A 19,038-nucleotide genomic window follows, 5' to 3' on the forward strand; every position below is an offset into this window, starting at 1 on the left:
CATGCGCGCCGCGACCAGTGGTGCAGGGGTTGCGTCCGATTGTCAAGCGTCGTGGGCCGGGAGGAGATAGCGGCCCACCCAGTTCTTGGCGAACTGGTAGGCGGTCCGGCCGCAACGCTTGCTCTTGTCTTGCGACCACTTGATGGCGCCCAGCTCAAGCTCCTTGCTCCAGGGGATGTCGGCCTTCTGCTGTTTTGCCTCCCGCTCGATGCAGAGACGCACGGCATCCAGGTACCGATCCTGGGAAAAGGCATAGAACGCCACCCACAGGCCGAACCGGTCTGACAGCGACACCTTCTCCTCCAACGCCTCGCTCTGCTGCAGCTCGCCGTTGACGAACTTGCCGCCCAGATGGTCGGTTTCGTACTCGGGCAGCAGGTGGCGGCGGTTGGAGGTCACATAGATCAGGACATTGTCCGGCGGCGAGTAGACCGATCCGTCCAGGGCGCTCTTCAGCATCTTGTAGCTGAGTTCGCCCACCTCGAAGGTCAGGTCGTCACAGAGGAGGATGAAACGGTACGGTTCGTTCTCCACGGCGGCAAATATCTCGGAAAGGTAGATCAGGTCTTCCTTTTCCACCTGGATGACCCGGAGCCCCTTGGGCGCGTATTTATTGAGCAGGGCCTTGATCAGGGACGACTTGCCCGTGCCGCGCGATCCCCAGAGCAGGGCGTTGTTGGACGGCAGACCGGCCAGGAACTGGCGCGTGTTGTGGAGCATCACCGTTTTCTGTTCCTCCACGCCGAGGAGTTCGTCCAGGGTGGTGGTGTCGGTCACCTTGACCGGCTCAAGATAGCCGGAAAAGGAGTGGCGGCGCCAGTTTGCGGCATAACAGACCGTCCAGTCCACCGGCTTGGTCGTTCTGGGGAGAAGCATCTCCACCGAACCGAGCACGCGCTCGAGCTGGGCAACAACTTCGGGCTTCAGGTTAATCATGATCTCTCTTTCTCTGCAGCATTGAATGCCACCTGCGGCGCAGCACCGCAAGGGGGTGAAACGGGGAAAGGTCTGGGGGGGAGTACGTGCGGAGGGAAGGGTGCAGTCCCGGCAACTCCATGAAAAATAGCTAACTATCTGAAACGAGGTGAAATAGGCGTTGTGTATACGGTATCGGTCCGGCTATTGTCAAGCCAATATTTTCATGAAAACCGTATCCCCGGCCACGCCGGTACGTGAAAAGCCCTTTCCAAAAGGGCTTATTTATGCTACCTTCCCCAGCGCGCTAAGAGCGCGAAGTTACGTGGTTTCAGGTATTTTTTACCAATTGAGGACAGCATGAGCAGAACCATCTGTATTGCCAATCAGAAGGGTGGCGTCGGCAAGACCACCACTGCCGTCAACCTGGCGGCCTCCCTGGCGGCGGCCGAAAAACGGACCCTGCTGGTGGACATGGACCCCCAGGGGAATGCCGGCAGCGGGGTCGGCATCGACAAGTCCGCCCTGGAAGAGAGCATCTACGACGCCCTCATCAATGGTGTGGATGCCGCAGGGCTTGTCATCCCGACCGAGCTCCCCTTTCTGAGTATTCTCCCGGCTACCTCCGACCTGGCCGGCGCCGAGTTGGAACTGGCCACCATCCCGGAGCGGGAATTCGCCCTGAAGAAGGCGTTGGCCCCCCTTGCAGACCAGTACGACTATATCCTGATCGACTGTCCCCCCTCCCTGGGACTCCTTACCCTCAACGCCATGGCCGCGGCCCGGTCGGTGCTGGTGCCTCTCCAGTGCGAGTTCTACGCCATGGAGGGGCTCTCCCAGATCCTCCGCACCATCGGCCTGGTGCAGAAAGGGCTGAATCCGGGCCTCAGTATCGAGGGGATACTCCTGACCATGTACGACGGTCGGAACAACCTCTCCCGCCAGGTGGCCGACGAGATCCGCAACCACTTCAAGGGGCAGGCCTTTCAGACCGTGGTCCCGCGCAATGTCCGGCTTTCCGAGGCGCCGAGCCACGGCAAGCCGATCATCCTGTACGATATCACCTCCCGTGGCGCTGTCAGCTACCTGGAATTGGCCCGGGAGCTCATGGAGAGGGGCGCCAATGGTTAAGAAAACCGGCCTGGGGAAAGGGATGGGCGCGCTGCTGCCGGTTGTCAACGAAGACCGGGGAAGCTATTTCCTCTGCCCCATCGAGGAGATCAAGCCGAACCGCGCCCAGCCGCGCAAGACCTTTGTCAACGAGAAGCTGGAAGAGCTGGCCGCCTCCATCCGGGAAAAGGGGATCATCCAGCCGCTGGTGGTCTGCCGCAAGGGACAGCACTTTGAACTGATCGCCGGCGAGCGCCGCTGGCGGGCCGCGCAGAAGGCCGGGCTCAGAGAGGTCCCGGTGGTGATCCAGGACGTGTCCGAGGACACAGCCCTGGAGATGGCCCTGATCGAGAACATCCAGCGGGAGGACCTGAACGCCGTCGAAGAGGCGGAGGCCTACCGCTCGCTCCTGGAAAAGTTCGACTTCTCCCAGGAAGAACTGGCCAAGCGGGTCGGCAAGGACCGCTCCACCGTGGCCAACGCGCTCAGGCTCCTGAAGCTGCCGGAGGAGATCCAGCGGGATATCGTGACGGAAAACCTCACCATGGGGCATGCCCGGGCGTTGCTGGCCCTGGAGTCGGCTGAGCTGCTCAAAGAGGCCCGCGAGGAGATCCTGAAGAAACATCTGACCGTCCGGGCCACCGAGGCGTTGGTGAAGCGGTTGAAGAGCGCCAAGCCCGCAAAGGCCGCGACCAGGATCGACCCGGAACTGACCGACCTCATGGAGCAGCTGAAGCGCCACTTCAAGGCAAAGGTTGCCATCCGCGCCAAGAGCCGGGGCGGGACCCTGGAGATCAGCTATGGGAGCAAGGACGAGCTGTCCCGGATCATCGACCTGCTGAACCTGTAATTCACATCGTAACGGGAAAAGGCAACCAGAGCGGTTGCCTTTTCCCGTTGCCTGAAACATAGTCATACCTAATGACCCGACCCAAGTTCAAAAAAGACCATATCGTCACCTCGGTGGTGGCTGTCATCATCAATGACGACCGGGAAGTCCTCCTGACCAAGCGGAGCATCCCCCCGTTCCAAGGGGAGTGGGTGATGCCGGGGGGGAAGATCGACCTGGGCGAGCCGATCATCAAGGCGATTGAACGGGAGGTCATGGAAGAAGTGGGGCTGCAGGTGGAGGTGGTGGACCTGCTGGACGTGTTCGAACATGTCACCCCGGGCGACGAGAACTACCACTTCATCATCCTCTACTACCGCTGTCGTCCCCTGTTCTGCGACATCACCCACAACCAGGACGAGGTTGACGAGGCCCGCTGGGTGGCGCAACAGGATCTGGCCGCCTTGAAGATGCCCGACGGAACGCGGTTCATCCTCGGCAAGGTATTTTTACAGGAGAGTCAAGACACCCCATGAAAAACCGCTACGCCATCCTTGCGGCAGTTACCGTACTCGTGCTGGTGATCGATCAGGCGACCAAGGTCTATATCGACCGGACCATGCAGCTCTACCAATCCATACCGGTGGTCAACGGCCTGTTCAGCATCACCTACATGCGGAACAAGGGGGCGGCCTTCAGTTTCCTCTCCAACTTCAACTACCGTCTCCCCTTTTTCATTCTGATCTCCCTGGTGGCTGTGGTCGCTATCCTGGTGGCCTATCGCAAGCTGCGTGACGACCAGCGCTTCGCCGCCCTCGCCCTGTCCCTCATCCTCTCCGGGGCAGTGGGGAACCTGATCGACCGGGTCAGGCTCGGCGAGGTGATCGACTTTCTGGACGTCTTCTGGCAGACCCACCACTGGCCGGCCTTCAACGTGGCCGACTCGGCCATCTGCGTCGGGGTTGCCCTGCTGGCAGTGGATATGGTGCTGGAAGAGCGGCGGCAGAAAAAGGCGTAACGGTACGGAGAAATCTCGAAAACAAAAGGCCGCTGGCGGAACTGCCGGCGGCCTTTTGTCATCTGGTCCGGCGAAGGCCCTGACCGTGGGTGACCGCAAACCGCGTTTAGGGGGTTTGCCGCCTGTCATCACGCATGGTTGCCCCGACAAGGGATATATGGTAATTTGAATGCAGCGAACATCAGCAGGAGGTGTGTCATGCCGATCTACGAATACCGGTGCACAGCATGCAATGAAGACTTTTCCCTGCTCCAGAAGATGGGGGCAAGCGCCGCCGAAACCAGCTGCCCCAAGTGCGGCTCGCCAAAGGTGGAAAAACTGATCTCGGCCTGTTCGGTCAGCAGTGGGAGTGTCGGTTCCCATGCCAGCGGCCCGGCCTGCAGCATCGGCGGTGGCTGAGGTCCGCACCGCTGAACCGTGCGTTCAGCAGATCCTCGGCAACTGCTCCCCTGCCAGCATTTCCACCTTCCGCAACCCGCCGGCCACGGTCTCCAGGGCAATCGTGCCGGTGCCACTGCCCGTCACCTCGCCGATGACCGCGGCATCCCTCCCCAGGGGATGCTGCCGCATCCGCGCCACGAGGCGCTCCGCAGCCTCGGGCGCCACCAGCGCCAGCAGCTTTCCTTCGTTTGCCACGTACAGCGGATCGAGACCCAGGATCGAGCAGACCCCCTTGACGGCGCTGCGGATCGGAAGCGCGCTCTCCCGGAGGTGCAGGTCCACGGCAGACTGACTGGCGATCTCTTTCAGGGTGGTGGCAACCCCGCCCCGCGTGGGGTCCCGCAGGACGTGGAGCGCAGCCCCTGCTTCCTCCAGCATCGCCGCCACCAGGCCGTGCAGTGCGGCGGAGTCGCTCCGGATGTCCGTTTCCAGCTCCAGCCCTTCCCGGCTGGCCATGATGGCGATGCCGTGGTCGCCGATGGTGCCGCTGACGATGACCCGGTCGCCCGGCCGGGCATTGGCGCCATGGATGACGACCGGGTGGTCGATGATGCCGATGCCGGCACTGTTGATGAAGATCCGGTCGGCCTTGCCGCGGGGGACCACCTTGGTGTCGCCGGTGACGATGGCCACCCCTGCCGCATCTGCCGCCTGCCGCATGCTGGCCAGGATCGGCACCAGTTCCGAGCGGCTGAACCCTTCCTCGATGATCAGGCCAATACTGAGCCAGAGCGGCCGGGCCCCCATCATGGACAGATCGTTGATCGTGCCGTTCACGGCCAGATCGCCGATATTGCCGCCGGGGAAGAAGATCGGATCGACCACATAGGAATCGGTGGTAAAGCAGAACCGCTCGCCGGCACGTTCCAGCACGGCGGCATCGTTCTGCCCGACTTGCGGGGTCCCGGAAAGGATCGGGATGATGACCTCGTCCAGCAGCTGGTGGGAGAGCCTGCCGCCGCTGCCGTGGCCGAGGAGGATGAGATCCTTGTTCATTTCGGCTCCATGAAAGATTCCGACTTGTTGTTACCGGTCACCAGTTACGAGTCACCAGTCACGGATTTCTTCCCCGCCGCTTGGCCAGCAGCACCAGGTTGGCGACGGTGAAGAGGAGGGCACCGGCCAGGGCAGCGCCGCCGCCCGGCTCCTTGTGAATCTCGAGCAGGCCGGCACGGTAGGGGACCAGTGCCACCTCCTTCAGGTAGATGCCGACCCCCTGGTAGAAGAGCGGATGATTGGGTCTGATGGTGGCGCTCCTGGCAATCCCCCCATCGGCATAACGGATGGTGGCGCTCATGTCGGTCGGCATCCCCATCTTCCCGTAGGTGACGGCCAGTCCGGCGATCTCCACCCGGGAACCGTCGGGAAAACCGATGGACATCCCTTCCCGCACCTGCAAAGACTCTTTGAGGGAACCGGTGGCACTGAGCAGGTGCGCCAGGACGATCAGGAGGAAGCCCAGATGCATGACCTGCGGCACGATCCGCATCAGGAAGCTTCCCCGCTGCCACTTGGCCCGCAGCGAGTCGATGCTGCAGAGGATGGTGTTGACCACCAGGAGAACGAGGACGGCAAGGGTCAGCCAGAGCCACCAGGTTTCTCGGGGCGGGGCTTCGCGCAGCCAGACGAAGAGCGGCAGTTCATTGATGGCCGACCCTTCGCCCGCCACGAAAGAGCCGACCGCCATGGCAAGGCAGACCCCGGCCAGGAGCCAGAGGCCGAGGGTGAGGGAGGCAAGGCGGTTATAGAGGGCAGAAAGCATGAAAATACCTTTAACAATTCAACGCGGAAGGACGCTGATAACAGCGGATTTGCACGGCTAAAACTGAAGCCTGTTTTTCGGGTTCTTCTGTGTCAATCCGATCTTTTCCGCGTCTCTCCGCGTTGAATTCTCCGTCAGAAGCTGTGCGAGCTTTTCATCAGTATGCTCACCCCCAGGTAGGTGAACAGGGTGATGCCGAAGCCGACGATCCCACCCCAGGCCACGGCCCGCTCCCAGCTGCTCCCCTTCAATCGCAGGTGGAGATAGAGCGTATAGAAGAGCCAGAGAATGGAGGTCCAGAGTTCCTTTGGGGTCCAGAGCCAGTAGGTGCCCCAGGCATAGTACCCCCAGATGCCGCCGGAGACCATGGAGGCGGAGAAAAATGAATACCCCACCAGGGCTGCCTTGTACTGGAGATCCAGCAGGTGGCGGTGCCCATCCTTCAGAAAGAGTATCCCCAGAAGCGCCCCGATGGCAAAAAGAGCGTAGGCGAAAAAGGCCAGGGCCACGTGGAGCTCGAACCAGAGCGTGTTGAGGATCGGTGGCATCGGCATGGCAAAGGCCGGGAACGGGAGCGACAGCAGGGCAAAAAACGCCACGGTGAAGCCGGTCAGCCAGGGAAAGAGTTCCGTGTCCCGCAGGGAGGGGACAAACAGGAACGGCAGTGCCATGATGCCGATGGAGGTGGAAAAGAAGACCAGGGTGTCATGGGGACCGATCAGGGGGAGCCGTCCCAGGTCCATGCCGCGGATGGCCAGGTAGGCCAGTTCGAGCAGGATGCCGGTGGCCAGCAGCGGGCGCCGGAAGCCGCCGAACAGGGTGATGCCGGTTGCGGTGAGGAGGAGCCATTTCATCGAGTGATAGTCCGGACTGAAATTGGGGCGTTTGCAACTCTGCGCACAGTACACCGGTGGAAAAAGGAGGGTCAAGGTAAATGTGGCCCAATATCCGCCACAATAGCTGTTCGTCATGCCACTGCCGGCCCTGCCCATGTCAAATATTTGAAAAAAACATTCCGTCGGCACATGTATCCACTGCACGCAACGGCTATGTCGCACAACCAGTAGCAAATTCAACCAGTTAAATGATTGGCATTTTTAATGCTTTAGACATTCAACATTAAATTCATGCAGTGTCGGTGTATCCATTTAGGCGATACGTGGAGACAAACGGATGAAAAGCATGATTTCTACCCCATTTACCACTCCATACACCAATAACCTGTGTACCGGCTTGGGTCAGTCCGTTGGCTTTGCATCGCCGGCAAACCAGCTTCAGGAACTGAACGAGGCAATTTTTCTCAGCCAGTTCACCTGTGCCGTCATTGCGACCCTTGACCCTGACAGCGTCTGTGCCAGTGCTGCCCGTCAGCTGTACGATTATACGCCGTACCGGATGATCGTCTTCCGGCTCACCCCGGAGGCCGGCGGCAAGACCATCAGCTATGCCCCTGCCCAGGGACGACGCGAGCCGATGATCCTGCCGTTTACCGAAAAGCAACTCACCTTCAAGGCTGCCAACGTATCGTTTAAATGGGACAATTGCCAGCGTCTCGACCTGCCGGGCGAGATGGGGTGCATCGAGATCTGGCCGACTGAACGGGACAAGGGGGGGCTCTCGGACAGCTTCCGCGACAACCTCACCTCATCCTTTGCCATGGCACTGCAGAATGCCGTCGAGCATTCCCGTGTCAAAGAAATGGCAATGCAGGATGGACTGACCGGTCTCTTTAATCGTCGGACTTTTGACGAAATGCTCAACCTGGAGGGGAGGAAGGAGTTGCTCCCCCTCTCCCTGCTGTTGATCGACCTGGACGACTTCAAACTGGTGAACGACCGTTACGGGCACCAAGCCGGCGATCAGGTCCTGGCCCGCTTCGGCCGGCTTCTCAAGGAGAGCTTTCGCGGCACCGACCTGCTGGCCCGCTACGGTGGCGAAGAATTTGCCGTGCTGTTGCCAAAGACGCCGGCGCTGAAGGCGGCAGAGGTTGCCCAGCGGCTGCTCACGCGACTCGGCGATACGACTTTTGAATTCGATGGTCAGACGCACCGGGTAACGGCAAGCATCGGAGTGGCGGCCATGACCAAGGGTGACCGGCTCAATGTCCACAACCTGGTGGAGCGGGCGGACCAGGCGCTCTACAAGGCGAAGCGGGGCGGCAAGAACCGTCTCGTAACCGCCGACACACCGGCCCCCCGGGGGGATAAGGCCAACCAGGCCGGCCAGGGCCGACTGCCGGGGCTGTAGCCCCGCATTTCCTACAATTTTTGGTTGCACCTTGGCTGGCGATAGTTCAGAGTATTTCCCCATGATCGCCCCCGCAGATACCCTCCTGAAAAAACTCCTGTCAGCGCTGAACCCTGCCCAGGCCCGGGTCCGGCTATCCGGGCTGCATGGTTCGGCGCCGGCCTTCGTCCTCTCGTTTCTCGCCGAGCGTAAAGGCGGCCCCCTGGTGATCGTCACTGCCGACAGCGACACCGCTGCCGAGCTCTGCCAGGAACTCCGCTTCTACAGCGCCCGGCCGGAGGCAATACACCTCTTTCCGTCCTGGGATACCCAGCTCCTGGAAAACGTCTCGCCCCATCCCGACGTCACCGGCGAACGGCTCGCAACCCTTTCGGCCCTGATGAACGGCAGTGCCCGGGCCGTGGTAACCCCCTGGTCCGCCCTTAGCCAGCGGGTCATCCCCCGCCAGGTACTCGGCGACGCCTCACTCTACCTGGTGGCCGGCGAGGAACTGGACCGGGAGGCGCTCCTGCAGAAACTGGTGAACCTCGGCTACGCCCCGGTCCCGCTGGTGGAGGACCGGGGGACCTTTGCGGTGCGGGGCGGGATTCTGGATATATTTCCCCCTGCCCTGCCCTCGCCGGTCCGGGTGGAATTCTTCGGCGATTTCGTGGAGACGATCCGCACCTTCGACCCGCTCAGCCAGCGTTCCCTGCACCCCCTTGCCGAACTGGTGCTCCTGCCGTCCCGGGAGGTGATCCTCATGCCGGCGTCCGTGCAGGCCTTTGCGGCCCGCCTGAAACGGCGCTGCGACGATCTTGACATCCCGGTGGTCCGCCGCCGCGAGCTCATGGAGCAGCTGCAGAACGACTGTTACCCGGCCGGGGTGGAATTTCTCCAGCCGATGTTCCATGGCCCGCTGGAAACCCTTTTCAACTATGCCGGAGCGGATTGCGTCACGATCCTGGTCGATCCCGAGGGGGTCGTCGCCGCCCGGGAGGCCTTTGCCGCCGACCTGGCCCGGGCCGAACAGCGGGCACTGGAACATGACCGGATCTTCGCCCCCCTGGAAGAGCTCTATTGCGATGCCGATGCCGTGGAGACGCTGATCGGACTAGGGCGGCGGGTGACGATACCGGCCCTGGAACTGTCCGGGACAGAAGAAGATGCAGCGGTTTTCCGCTTTGACGTGCAGGACAACCGGGACCTCAGGATCGACCTGGCCCCTGACAGCGAAGGGGTTCTCCGACCGCTGGCGACGAAGCTGCAGGGACTGCTCGCCGCCGGGGTAAGGCCGTTCCTCCCCTGCCACCAGCAGGGACAGGCCCAGCGGCTCCTGGAGCTGCTCACCCCTTACGGACTACCGCTCCATATGGCCGAGGAGCCATTCGCCGACGTTCTCGCCCGGCGCGACCAGCGGGTGGAGGTGATGGTCGGCGAACTGTCCCGCGGCTGCCGTCTCCCGGAGTTCGGGGTGGCGATCATTGCCGAAGAGGAGATATTCGGCCAGAGGGTCAGACGGCGCGGTGTCTCTGAGCTGAAGAAGAAACAGGTCCTGACCTCCCTGGCGGAGCTGAAGCCGGGTGACCCGATGGTCCACCTGGAGTTCGGGGTCGGCATCTACCGGGGGCTCCAGCACCTCGCCCTGGGCGGCGTGGCCGGTGACTTCCTGCTCCTGGAGTACGCGGGTGGTGACAAGCTCTACCTGCCGGTGGACAGGCTCGGGCTGGTGCAACGCTATGTGGGGGCCGAGGGGCTTGAGCCGCGCATCGACCGGCTCGGCGGCAGTTCCTGGGAAAAGGCCAAGGCCAAGGCGCGGCAAGCCATCGAGGAGATGGCCGATGAACTCCTCCAGCTCTATGCCGCCCGCCAGATCCAGGAAGGGATTGCCTTCTCCCCCCCCGACGACCTCTACAAGGAGTTTGAGGCCTCTTTTGCCTACGAGGAGACGCCGGACCAGCTCTCGGCCATCGAAGACGTGCTGAGCGACATGCAGCATACCCGCCCCATGGACCGGCTGATCTGCGGCGATGTGGGCTACGGCAAGACCGAAGTGGCCATGCGCGGCGCCTTCAAGGCGGTGATGGACGGCAGGCAGGTGGCGGTCCTGGTCCCCACCACGGTCCTGGCCCAGCAGCATATGGAATCGTTCCGGGAGCGGTTCAAGGCCTATCCGGTAAAGGTGGAGATGCTCTCCCGTTTCCGCACCCCCAAGGAACAGAAGGCGATCCTGGAAGGGGTGCAGAAAGGCAATGTCGACATCATCATCGGCACCCACCGCCTGCTCCAGAAGGACGTGACGTTCAAGGAGCTGGGGCTTTTGATCGTCGACGAGGAACAGCGCTTCGGCGTGGCCCACAAGGAACGGCTCAAGAAGTACCGGGCCACGGTGGACATCATGACCCTCACCGCCACCCCGATCCCCCGGACCCTGTACATGTCGATGATGGGGATCCGCGACCTCTCCATCATCGATACCCCGCCGGTGGATCGGCTGGCCATCAAGACCTTTGTAGCAAGGTTCAACGACGAACTGATCCGCGAGGCGGTGCTGCGGGAGCTGCGCCGCGGCGGCCAGATCTTCTTCGTCCACAACCGGGTCCAGAGCATCGGCGCCATGGCCGAGCACCTGCAGCGGATCGTGCCGGAGGCGCGGATTGCGGTGGGGCACGGCCAGATGAACGAAGGGGAGCTGGAAAAGGTGATGCTCGGCTTCATGCACGGCGAGACCAACTTGCTGCTCTGCACCACCATCATCGAGTCCGGGCTGGACATCCCGTCTGCCAACACCCTGATCGTCAACCGGGCCGACGCCTTCGGCCTGGCCCAGCTCTACCAGCTGCGGGGGCGGGTCGGCCGCTCCAAGGTGCGTGCCTACGCCTACTTTCTCATCCCGGCAGAGGGGGCCATCCCTCCCGACGCGCGGGAGCGGCTCAAGATTCTCCAGGAGATCACCGAGCTGGGGGCCGGCTTCCGGATCGCCACCCACGACCTGGAGATCCGCGGCGCCGGCGACCTGCTGGGGGGACGCCAGTCGGGGCAGATCGCCGCGGTCGGCTTCGAACTCTACACCGAGCTCCTGGAGGAGGCGATCCAGCGCCTCAAGGGAGAGGAGACCGTGGAGCGGGTGGAGCCGGAGATCAAGCTCCGGATTCCGGCCTTCATTCCCGAAGAGTACGTCCCGGACGCCAACCAGCGCCTCGTCCTCTACAAAAAGCTGACCCAGGCACAGGCCTCGACAGACATCGACGATGTCCTGACCGAACTGGTGGACCGCTTCGGCAAGCTGCCGCCGGCCGCCGGTTATCTCCTGGAGGTGATGCGGCTGCGGCTGCGGCTGAAGGAGCTGCTCATCCGGGAAGTGGAGTTTGACGGCCAGCGGCTGATCTTCTCCTTCCACCAGAAGACCCCGGTTTCGCCGGATACCATCATCGCCCTCATCCGCCAGCAGCCGAAGAAATACCAGTTCACCCCCGAGTTCCGGCTGGTGGTTGAGCTCCCGGACACCGGCTTCGACGGGGTCCTGACCGAAGCCAGAAATGTCTTGAACCGCCTTGTTTGATATGTTAGGTTCCGACCGGTTATACTGCGCCTAGTGCGTTTTCACACCAAATTTCCCCTGAAGGAGCTGTCATGATCCACGTTCGTATGATGCGCCTCGCTACGGTGGCCATTGCCCTGGTCGCCCTGGCCGGCTGCCAGAAACAGGCCGGCGAAGCCAAGAAAGAAACCAAGAGTGGCCCGGTGCTGGCCGAAGTGAGCGGCACCAACATCACGGTGGACGAGTTCAAGAAAGAAGTGGAGAATCTCCCTCCCTACCTGAAACCGATGGCCGAAAGCGCCGACGGCAAGAAGGAGATGCTGGAGACCATGATCATCCGCGAGCTGATCCTCCAGGATGCCAGGAAAGACGGCATCGAGAACAGCCCGGCCGTCAAGGACAAGCTGGAAGACCTGAAAAAGAGGCTTGTGGTGGAAGTCTACCTGAAGAAGAAGGTGGATGAACAGTCCAAGGTAACGGACGAGGAGCTCCAGAAGTTCTATGACCAGAACAAGGAGAAATTCAAGAGCGGCGACGAGGTCAAGGCGAGCCACATCCTCTTGAAGGACGAGAAGACCGCCCAGGACGTCCTGGCAAAGGTGAAGGCGGGCGGCAACTTCGAGGAACTGGCCAAGAAATACTCCATCGATTCGGCCGCCGCCAAAGGTGGCGATCTGGGCTGGTTCGGCAAAGAGGCAATGATTCCCGAATTTGCCAAGGCCGCCTTCGCTCTCAAGGAAGGCGAGACCTCAGGCATCGTCAAGACCAAGTTCGGCTTCCATATCATCAAGGTTACCGGCAAGCGCGCTGCCGGCACCCGCAGCTTTGCCGATGTCAAGGACCAGATCAAGGCAGCCATCCTGCCCAGCAAGCAGCAGGAGATCTTCCAGAAGCTGAAGGATGAGCTGAAGAAGAGCGGCAAGTACACCATCAAGGAAGATGTGCTGAAGAGCCTTGGCGGGGTAGCATCCGGCGAGGCCAAGGGGGCCGCCGCCATGCCGCCGGCCGAGCCGAAGGCACAGGAAGTGAAAAAATAACAAGGAAGGCCGGGATCAACTCCCGGCCTTTTTTCGTTGACATGAAATCAGTGGCACACACGAAGCAATCTTACGTAGTATCCCGATAAAGAAATCCGTTCCCCTCCTTCACGCCTCTGTGGTAAAAGAGTGGCATTATGAGAAACCATACTATTGCTTCCATTCTTTTGTTTGTCCTTGCCCTCGCCTCACCGGCGGCTGCCGAGATCGTGAGCGGTATCGCGGCAACGGTTAACGACGACGTCATTACCATCTATGAGGTCAACCGGGAAACCGCCCAGCTCCTGAAGGAGGCCGAAAAACGCGGGCCCGTGACCGATGCAATCCGGCAGCAGGTCCGCACCGCCGCCCTGAACGGGCTTGTCGACAAGCGTCTGGTCCAGGAGAAGATCAAGGAGCTGAACATCCAGGTGAGCGAGGAGGAAGTCCGGCAGGCGGTCGAAGAGATCAAGAAGCAGAACAACATGACCCAGGACGGGCTGGTGGCGGCCCTGCTCACCCAGGGACTGACCTTTGACCAGTACAAGGCCCAGCTCAAGGAACAGCTGGAGCGGATACGTCTGATGGGCCAGGAGGTCCGGGCCAAGATCCAGGTCAGCGAAAAGGAAATCCAGGATTACTATGCGGCCAATAAGGCGAACTACAGCGAGGACGAAACCTACCGGGCGCGGCACATCTTTTTCCGCGTGCCGAAAGATGCAACCGCCGAGCAGGTGAAAGACGCCATGTCCCGGGCCGCTAACGTTCTCATGGAGGCCAGAAGCGGTAAGGACTTTGCCGAGCTGGCCCGGAAATATTCGGATGAGACGTCGGCTGCCAAGGACGCCGGGGACCTGGGCACCTTCCGCAAAGGGGAGATGCTCCCGGAGATCGAGAGCACGGTGATCGCCATGAAACCGGGAGAGGTCAGCGAATTGATCGCTACGCCGGCCGGCTTTCACATCATCAAGCTGGAAGAAAAGGCCCCTGCCAAGTTCAAACCCCTGGAAGTGGTCAAGGGAGCCATAGAGGAACTGCTCTACCGGAAAAAATCGGAAGAACGGTTCAACCAGTGGACCACTGACCTCCGCAAGGCGGCAACGGTGGAGATAAAGCCGTGACTGGTAACTCGTAACTGGTAAAAGCGAAAGGCCGTTGTCGTTGACATCCGGCCTTTACTTTTTTCGAGTCACGCGTCACCAGTTACCAGTAACCGCCTTTCAGATCCCTTCCTTTGCCAGACTCTCCAGCAGTTCCTGCTGTTTCGGGGTGAGTTCTTCCGGCACCTTGACCCCGATCCGCACGAAAAAGTCTCCCTTGCCGGTACTCCCCAGATGGGGGAAGCCGAGCCCCTTGAGCCTGATCCGTGTTCCCGGCTGGATGCCGGCCGGCACCTTGATCCGCTTGGTGCCGTCAAGGGTCGGCACCTCCAGATACGCCCCCAGGGCAGCCTCAGTGAAGAGAATCTGCCTCTCGATAACAATATCGTCTTCCTCCCGAGTATAGACCGGATCAGGCCTGATGGTGACGTTCAGATAGACGTCTCCGGCCGGACCGCCCCCACCCCCCGGCCCACCCTTGCCGGCCAGCCGCAGACGGGCGCCGTTCTCGATGCCGGCCGGAATCCTGACCGACAGCGTCTCCTTCACCCCGCTCTTGCTGAAGGCGACCCGCTTTTCCCCCCCGGCGTATGCCTCCTGAAAGGTTACTTTCAACTCCATCTCGAAGTCTTCGCCCCGCCGGCGCCGGTTGAACCCACCACCGCCACGCTGATACCCACCACCAAAGATGCGCGAGAAAATATCGTCACCGAGCCCGGCATCCCTGAAGATGTCCCCCACGTCGAAACCACGGAAGATGTCCTCCTGCGAGTAGCGCTCGTGGAAGCCGGTGGAGCCGAACTGGTCGTACTGGGCCTTTTTCTGCGGGTCGGACAGGACCGCGTACGCCTCGTTGATCTCCTTGAACCGCTCCTCTGCCGCGGCATCGCCTGGGTTCTTGTCCGGGTGGTACTTCACCGCCAGCTTACGGAACGCCTTCTTGATCTCGTCAGGGGTTGCCCCCTTCTGCAGGCCGAGTGCCTGGTAGTAATCCTTCTGTGCCATTATCCTGTCCTTTCATGCCGTTCTCATCGACAATCTAATGGCAGTCGACGGGCAAGTCAACAGTCCTGAGGTGAGGATCGATACGCAACTTGACAAGCACAGTTCATTCGGCTAACATTTCGGAATACGAACTATTCGGCACTATCGGAATGATCATGGAAAATATCGAACGTATCGCCCAGCTCTATCCCGCCATCATGCGCGTCATGGGCCGAATCAGGAGCATCGTCCACGAGGGGATGGACCTCACCTACAACCAGTACAAGATGCTCCTGACCATCTACGACAAGGGGAGCTGCCCCCTGAACCTGCTGGCCAGGGAGCTGCAGATCGCCATGAGTTCGGCCAGCGAGATGGTCGACCGGCTGGTCAACCTGGGATTCGTCTACCGGACTGTGGACGAGGAAAACCGGCGCCAGGTGATCATCTATACCACCGACAAGGGCGAGGAACTGATCAGGGATCTGCGCCGCGGCATCGTGGAGAACTACCGCTCCCTGCTGGCAAAGCTGCCTGAACGGGACCAGGAGCGGCTGGTCCAGTCGTTCGAGACCCTGGCCGAGATTTTGGGCACCCTGGAATAGCGCAGTAAAAAGGAGAATACCGTGAAACAGGCAATCGTTGTTGGGGGGGGCATTTCCGGGCTGGCAACCGCCTACCTGCTGCGGGAAAAGGCAAAGGAGGCCGGGGTGGAGCTTGCCATCACCCTGCTTGAGAAGGAGCACCGGGTCGGGGGGAAGATCTGGAGCCGGCGGGAGGATGGTTTTCTCTGCGAATGGGGCCCCAACGGCTTCCTGGACAACAAGCCCCAGACCCTGGAACTCTGCCGCCAGCTTGGGGTGGACAGCCAGCTCCTGCGCAGCAACGACAACGCCCGCAAGCGGTTCATCTTCTCCGGCGGCATCCTGAACCGCCTGCCGGAAAACGGGCCGTCATTCCTGAAGAGCGCTCTCATCTCCTGGCCGGGGAAGCTCCGTCTGGCCATGGAACCGTTCATCCCGCAGTATGCCGGAACTGCCGACGAAACCCTGGCCGCCTTCGGTCGTCGGCGGCTGGGGGACGAGGCGCTGGCCAAGCTGATCGCCCCCATGGTCTCGGGGATCTTTGCCGGCGACCCGGAAACCATGTCCCTGAAGTCCTGTTTCCCGCGCATCGCCGAACTGGAGGCCGAATACGGCGGCCTCATCAAGGCGATGATCAAGCTGGCCAAGAAGAAAAAACAGGAGTTTGCCGAAGGCAAGGTGGTTGCCAGCGCGGCCGGTCCCGGTGGCGTCCTCACCTCGTTCAAGGACGGCATCCAGACCCTGACCGACATCCTGGCCACGGAGCTCGGGGCGTCGGTGGTGCGGTCCGGCAGCGGTGCGGTCAGGATCAGCAACGGCGGGACCGTTCCCTACCGGGTTACGACCGACAAGGAGGAACTGGATGCCGACTTGGTGATCGTGGCCGCTCCGGCCTATGCCACAGCAGAGCTGCTTAGGGAGCTGGATGCCGGGATCAGCTCGGTGTTGAACGAAATCCCCTACTCGACCATGACCGTGGTCTGCTTTGGCTATGAGCGGGAGCGGATCAGGCGCGACCTGGACGGCTTCGGCTACCTGATCCCCAAGGAGGAGGGGCTGTCCACCCTCGGCACCCTGTGGGATTCCAGCATCTTCGAAAACCGGGCACCTGCAGGGCGGGTGCTGCTCCGGAGCATGATGGGGGGGGCCTGCTTTCCCCAGTACCTCACCCTCTCCGATGCCGAGGTGGAGAAGCGGGTTCGGAACGACCTGGAGCGGGCCATGGGGATCACGGCACCCCCCAGCTTCATCCGGATCTTCCGCCACGAGCAGGCGATTCCCCAGTACGTCGTCGGCCACGGCAAAAGACTTGCCGCCCTGGGCGAACAGTTGCAGAGCCATCCCGGCCTGCTTCTCACCGGCAACTCCTACCGCGGCATCGGCCTGAACGACTGCGTGGCAGCCGCGCACCGGGCAGCGGAAGAAGGGCTGACTCACCTCCTATCACGTTGATGCAGAAAGGGGGAGCTGCCCGTCGCAACTCCCCCCCAATTACTGCTTTTGACGAGTCACAGCTTTACTTGTAGTTCTTCCTTCTGAACAGTCCGGTCTTCAGCGACACGATCCGGTCGAGGAACAGGACCCCGTCCAGGTGGTCCATCTCGTGCTGGATAGCCACCGCCTCGTAGCCGCTGGCCGCGATCTCCTGCGTCACCCCGTCCCCATCGAGATACCGCAACGTAATGCCGGTCGCCCGCTCCACCTCGCCGGTGTAGTCGGGAACGCTCATGCACCCCTCCCGCATGATCGCCGCCCCTTCCCTGGCCACGATCTCCGGGTTGACGAGCACCAGGAGCCCGTGGTTGTTCTCCCTGCCCAGCTTGCTGTTGGAGACATCCACCACGCAGACCCTGAGCGACGCGCCGATCTGGGGGGCTGCCACACCGACCGAGCCGGGGCCGGCACGCATGGTGTCGATCAGGTCGTCGGCCAGCTGGCGGATCTCGTCATCAAAGGAGGTCACCGGCCTGGCCATCTTCTTCAGGACGGGATGGGGAAAGAGGAGGATCTTCTGGACGGCCATGGTATCAGAGGGTCACCGGGGTGATGCTCCTGACCCCGATCTCCACGTTCAGCTCCTTCTTCAGGTTCTCCAGGAGGCGCGCGGCATCGTCCACTCCCATGCCGCCGGGGAGGATCGCCTCCAGCATCAGGACATAGACCGGCTCCTCTTTGGTGCCGATGAGGCGGGTGTTCAGGTCGGTGATGTTGACCTGCCGGTCAGCCAGCTCCCTGGTCACCCGGTAGACGATGCCCGGCTGGTCCGAACCGTAGACCGAGATGATGCAGAGCTCGCCCGGCTCCTCCCGGCGGCAGACCTCCCCTTCGCTCAGTGCCCGGACATGGGCGGCCAGCCCGGTACGTTCATGAAGTGCCCTGAACTCGTCGGCAAGCCGTGCCTTGGTGAACGGCTTCTCGTGGGAGACAATCAGGATCAGGGCAAAGTCCCCCCCCAGCATGGTGCAGCTGGAGTCCTCGATGTTGCAGCCGAGGCGATAGAGGACCTCCGTGGTGTCGGCCACGATACCGGGGCGGTCTTTGCTGATAATGGTCACGGCGAAGTGGACCAGGTTTCCTTTGCGGCATTTGCTCATGGGGCCTCCCGACCGATGACTGGGACAACAACCGTCAGCAGCAAAAAACAAAAAAGGCTACAGTATCACACTGTAACCCTTTTATTTAGTTGGCGCGCTCGGAGAGATTCGAACTCCCGACCTACGGATTCGTAGTCCGTTGCTCTATCCAGCTGAGCTACGAGCGCTCGACCTACTTTTTTAAGAACCAGTTTTATAGCAGATGGTACGGCTCCACGCAACTTATTTTTGCGCCTTTCCCGGTCCCGATGAAGAAGCGTCGCTGATAACTGCAAAATAACCTTAAGAAATTGAAGATGATGTCGAACTAAAGTCATCATCTCGTTCTTGCAGGGTTTTGCCTTTGTGCTGCAGATGTGAAACTTAATAGATAGGATTGAGCGGTCATGATTTTGGAAGAATCCTTGTTCGACAAGGTAATTGTCTATTTCGAAAACGAGTTTGCCAGCGTGAAGAAGGAGCTTAAGGCCGGATTCCTCGATGACTACCGGGAACGGGTACTAACCAGTCAAAAGATATCCCATGCGCTAAACCTGCTCTCGCCTTACGCCCGAAACGAATGGCGAGCCCGCAAGCTCGTAAAGGACGGCGAGGCCTTGAAAAACGAACTGCTGTCCGCCAGGGACATCGTCACGAAACCATCCTCCTGAGCTTCCGACAAAAATGACAACAAACAAAAAAAGAGACCGACAGCTGCCGGTCTCTTTTTTTGTCAATCTCTCCGCTGTACCGTGGGCTCAAGGACCTCTCAGCGAGTTCCCTACTAGGTGGAAACCTTTAAGCCGCTTCAGGCAAATCCCGCGTAATGGGGCAGCACACCACGACTGGAAAAGGTTCCCTTTTTTGTAAATGTTCCGCCTGGGTTCAGCAGCCTCACGAGTACAGCAGAGAGATCTTTGAATCTTTAACTGTTGCTTA

Annotated in this window: 19 protein-coding genes, 1 tRNA gene and 1 other RNA gene; 12 read left to right on the plus strand and 9 right to left on the minus strand. The window is 61.0% G+C overall.

What is annotated here, in order from left to right:
• Positions 1-42: 42 nt before the first annotated feature.
• Complete coding sequence (locus JN12_RS10820; RefSeq protein WP_145022466.1) at positions 43-936, minus strand: ATP-binding protein; 894 nt, start codon at positions 934-936, stop codon at positions 43-45.
• Positions 937-1,275: 339 nt separating this feature from the next.
• On the opposite strand from JN12_RS10820, the gene JN12_RS10825 reads away from it, so the two are divergent.
• The 5 genes from JN12_RS10825 to JN12_RS10845 all read left to right on the plus strand — a co-directional run bounded on the left by JN12_RS10825 (position 1,276) and on the right by JN12_RS10845 (position 4,271).
• The gene (locus tag JN12_RS10825) at positions 1,276-2,046 is read left to right on the plus strand and encodes a ParA family protein (protein WP_145022469.1); all 771 of its coding nucleotides are present in this window, start codon (positions 1,276-1,278) and stop codon (positions 2,044-2,046) included.
• Entirely contained in the window at positions 2,039-2,875 is an 837-nt protein-coding gene (locus JN12_RS10830; RefSeq protein WP_145022472.1) for a ParB/RepB/Spo0J family partition protein, read from the plus strand. The genes JN12_RS10825 and JN12_RS10830 overlap by 8 nt, the downstream gene beginning before the upstream one ends.
• 71 nt (positions 2,876-2,946) lie before the next feature.
• The gene (locus tag JN12_RS10835) at positions 2,947-3,390 is read left to right on the plus strand and encodes an NUDIX domain-containing protein (protein ID WP_145022475.1); all 444 of its coding nucleotides are present in this window, start codon (positions 2,947-2,949) and stop codon (positions 3,388-3,390) included.
• Positions 3,387-3,872, plus strand: a complete 486-nt coding sequence (gene lspA / locus JN12_RS10840; RefSeq protein WP_145022478.1) for a signal peptidase II — start codon at positions 3,387-3,389, stop codon at positions 3,870-3,872. The genes JN12_RS10835 and lspA overlap by 4 nt, the downstream gene beginning before the upstream one ends.
• 198 nt (positions 3,873-4,070) lie before the next feature.
• On the plus strand, positions 4,071-4,271 hold the full coding sequence (locus JN12_RS10845; RefSeq protein ID WP_145022481.1) for an FmdB family zinc ribbon protein: 201 nt from the start codon (positions 4,071-4,073) through the stop codon (positions 4,269-4,271).
• A 24-nt stretch (positions 4,272-4,295) separates the two neighbouring features.
• Here the strand turns inward: JN12_RS10845 and hypE are convergent, their stop codons facing one another.
• The 3 genes from hypE to ccsA all read right to left on the minus strand — a co-directional run bounded on the left by hypE (position 4,296) and on the right by ccsA (position 6,929).
• Entirely contained in the window at positions 4,296-5,309 is a 1,014-nt protein-coding gene (gene hypE / locus JN12_RS10850; RefSeq protein WP_145022484.1) for a hydrogenase expression/formation protein HypE, read from the minus strand.
• A gap of 58 nt (positions 5,310-5,367) precedes the next feature.
• A complete protein-coding gene (locus tag JN12_RS10855) occupies positions 5,368-6,075 on the minus strand; it encodes a cytochrome c biogenesis protein ResB (RefSeq protein ID WP_145022487.1) in 708 nt (235 codons plus the stop codon).
• A 134-nt stretch (positions 6,076-6,209) separates the two neighbouring features.
• Positions 6,210-6,929, minus strand: a complete 720-nt coding sequence (gene ccsA / locus JN12_RS10860; RefSeq protein WP_145022491.1) for a cytochrome c biogenesis protein CcsA — start codon at positions 6,927-6,929, stop codon at positions 6,210-6,212.
• Positions 6,930-7,248: 319 nt separating this feature from the next.
• Between ccsA and JN12_RS10865 the strand changes: the two genes are divergently transcribed.
• The 4 genes from JN12_RS10865 (at position 7,249) to JN12_RS10880 (ending at position 13,979) form a co-directional block, all read left to right on the plus strand.
• Positions 7,249-8,322 carry a GGDEF domain-containing protein gene (locus JN12_RS10865; RefSeq protein ID WP_145022494.1) on the plus strand — a complete coding sequence of 358 codons (1,074 nt, stop codon included), beginning with the start codon at positions 7,249-7,251 and terminating at the stop codon, positions 8,320-8,322.
• A 61-nt stretch (positions 8,323-8,383) separates the two neighbouring features.
• Positions 8,384-11,863 (plus strand): transcription-repair coupling factor, encoded by a 3,480-nt coding sequence (mfd, locus tag JN12_RS10870; protein ID WP_145022497.1) that lies wholly within the window; start codon positions 8,384-8,386, stop codon positions 11,861-11,863.
• A gap of 71 nt (positions 11,864-11,934) precedes the next feature.
• Positions 11,935-12,879 (plus strand): peptidylprolyl isomerase, encoded by a 945-nt coding sequence (locus tag JN12_RS10875; RefSeq protein WP_145022500.1) that lies wholly within the window; start codon positions 11,935-11,937, stop codon positions 12,877-12,879.
• A 137-nt stretch (positions 12,880-13,016) separates the two neighbouring features.
• Entirely contained in the window at positions 13,017-13,979 is a 963-nt protein-coding gene (locus JN12_RS10880; protein WP_145022503.1) for a peptidylprolyl isomerase, read from the plus strand.
• Positions 13,980-14,078: 99 nt separating this feature from the next.
• Here the strand turns inward: JN12_RS10880 and JN12_RS10885 are convergent, their stop codons facing one another.
• Complete coding sequence (locus JN12_RS10885; protein WP_145022506.1) at positions 14,079-14,963, minus strand: DnaJ C-terminal domain-containing protein; 885 nt, start codon at positions 14,961-14,963, stop codon at positions 14,079-14,081.
• A gap of 155 nt (positions 14,964-15,118) precedes the next feature.
• Here JN12_RS10885 and JN12_RS10890 point away from each other — a divergent pair, with 155 nt between their 5' ends.
• Both JN12_RS10890 and hemG read left to right on the plus strand, forming a co-directional pair.
• Positions 15,119-15,547 (plus strand): MarR family winged helix-turn-helix transcriptional regulator, encoded by a 429-nt coding sequence (locus JN12_RS10890; RefSeq protein ID WP_145022509.1) that lies wholly within the window; start codon positions 15,119-15,121, stop codon positions 15,545-15,547.
• A 21-nt stretch (positions 15,548-15,568) separates the two neighbouring features.
• Positions 15,569-16,978 carry a protoporphyrinogen oxidase gene (gene hemG / locus JN12_RS10895; protein ID WP_145022512.1) on the plus strand — a complete coding sequence of 470 codons (1,410 nt, stop codon included), beginning with the start codon at positions 15,569-15,571 and terminating at the stop codon, positions 16,976-16,978.
• Between the two features lie 64 nt (positions 16,979-17,042).
• Here the strand turns inward: hemG and def are convergent, their stop codons facing one another.
• The 3 genes from def to JN12_RS10910 form a co-directional block, all read right to left on the minus strand.
• On the minus strand, positions 17,043-17,549 hold the full coding sequence (gene def, locus JN12_RS10900; protein WP_145022516.1) for a peptide deformylase: 507 nt from the start codon (positions 17,547-17,549) through the stop codon (positions 17,043-17,045).
• 4 nt (positions 17,550-17,553) lie between these two features.
• Complete coding sequence (locus tag JN12_RS10905) at positions 17,554-18,120, minus strand: glycine cleavage system protein R (RefSeq protein WP_145022519.1); 567 nt, start codon at positions 18,118-18,120, stop codon at positions 17,554-17,556.
• Positions 18,121-18,210: 90 nt separating this feature from the next.
• Positions 18,211-18,287, minus strand: a tRNA-Arg gene (locus JN12_RS10910).
• Positions 18,288-18,506: 219 nt separating this feature from the next.
• On the opposite strand from JN12_RS10910, the gene JN12_RS10915 reads away from it, so the two are divergent.
• Positions 18,507-18,770, plus strand: coding sequence for a hypothetical protein (locus JN12_RS10915; RefSeq protein ID WP_145022522.1), 264 nt, complete (start codon positions 18,507-18,509; stop codon positions 18,768-18,770).
• Between the two features lie 64 nt (positions 18,771-18,834).
• Here JN12_RS10915 and ssrS read toward each other — a convergent pair.
• Positions 18,835-19,014: non-coding RNA, 6S RNA (gene ssrS / locus JN12_RS10920), on the minus strand.
• Between the last annotated feature and the right edge of the window lie 24 nt (positions 19,015-19,038).

The organism is Geobacter argillaceus (assembly GCF_007830735.1).
Taxonomy (GTDB): domain Bacteria; phylum Desulfobacterota; class Desulfuromonadia; order Geobacterales; family DSM-12255; genus Geomobilibacter; species Geomobilibacter argillaceus.

Coding starts and splice junctions, on each gene's coding strand:
- JN12_RS10820 (WP_145022466.1), bottom strand. CDS start 936: ATGATTAACCTGAAGCCCGAAGTTGTTGCCCAGCTCGAGCGCGTGCTC.
- JN12_RS10825 (WP_145022469.1), top strand. CDS start 1,276: ATGAGCAGAACCATCTGTATTGCCAATCAGAAGGGTGGCGTCGGCAAG.
- JN12_RS10830 (WP_145022472.1), top strand. CDS start 2,039: ATGGTTAAGAAAACCGGCCTGGGGAAAGGGATGGGCGCGCTGCTGCCG.
- JN12_RS10835 (WP_145022475.1), top strand. CDS start 2,947: ATGACCCGACCCAAGTTCAAAAAAGACCATATCGTCACCTCGGTGGTG.
- lspA (WP_145022478.1), top strand. CDS start 3,387: ATGAAAAACCGCTACGCCATCCTTGCGGCAGTTACCGTACTCGTGCTG.
- JN12_RS10845 (WP_145022481.1), top strand. CDS start 4,071: ATGCCGATCTACGAATACCGGTGCACAGCATGCAATGAAGACTTTTCC.
- hypE (WP_145022484.1), bottom strand. CDS start 5,309: ATGAACAAGGATCTCATCCTCCTCGGCCACGGCAGCGGCGGCAGGCTC.
- JN12_RS10855 (WP_145022487.1), bottom strand. CDS start 6,075: ATGCTTTCTGCCCTCTATAACCGCCTTGCCTCCCTCACCCTCGGCCTC.
- ccsA (WP_145022491.1), bottom strand. CDS start 6,929: ATGAAATGGCTCCTCCTCACCGCAACCGGCATCACCCTGTTCGGCGGC.
- JN12_RS10865 (WP_145022494.1), top strand. CDS start 7,249: ATGAAAAGCATGATTTCTACCCCATTTACCACTCCATACACCAATAAC.
- mfd (WP_145022497.1), top strand. CDS start 8,384: ATGATCGCCCCCGCAGATACCCTCCTGAAAAAACTCCTGTCAGCGCTG.
- JN12_RS10875 (WP_145022500.1), top strand. CDS start 11,935: ATGATCCACGTTCGTATGATGCGCCTCGCTACGGTGGCCATTGCCCTG.
- JN12_RS10880 (WP_145022503.1), top strand. CDS start 13,017: ATGAGAAACCATACTATTGCTTCCATTCTTTTGTTTGTCCTTGCCCTC.
- JN12_RS10885 (WP_145022506.1), bottom strand. CDS start 14,963: ATGGCACAGAAGGATTACTACCAGGCACTCGGCCTGCAGAAGGGGGCA.
- JN12_RS10890 (WP_145022509.1), top strand. CDS start 15,119: ATGGAAAATATCGAACGTATCGCCCAGCTCTATCCCGCCATCATGCGC.
- def (WP_145022516.1), bottom strand. CDS start 17,549: ATGGCCGTCCAGAAGATCCTCCTCTTTCCCCATCCCGTCCTGAAGAAG.
- JN12_RS10905 (WP_145022519.1), bottom strand. CDS start 18,120: ATGAGCAAATGCCGCAAAGGAAACCTGGTCCACTTCGCCGTGACCATT.
- JN12_RS10915 (WP_145022522.1), top strand. CDS start 18,507: ATGATTTTGGAAGAATCCTTGTTCGACAAGGTAATTGTCTATTTCGAA.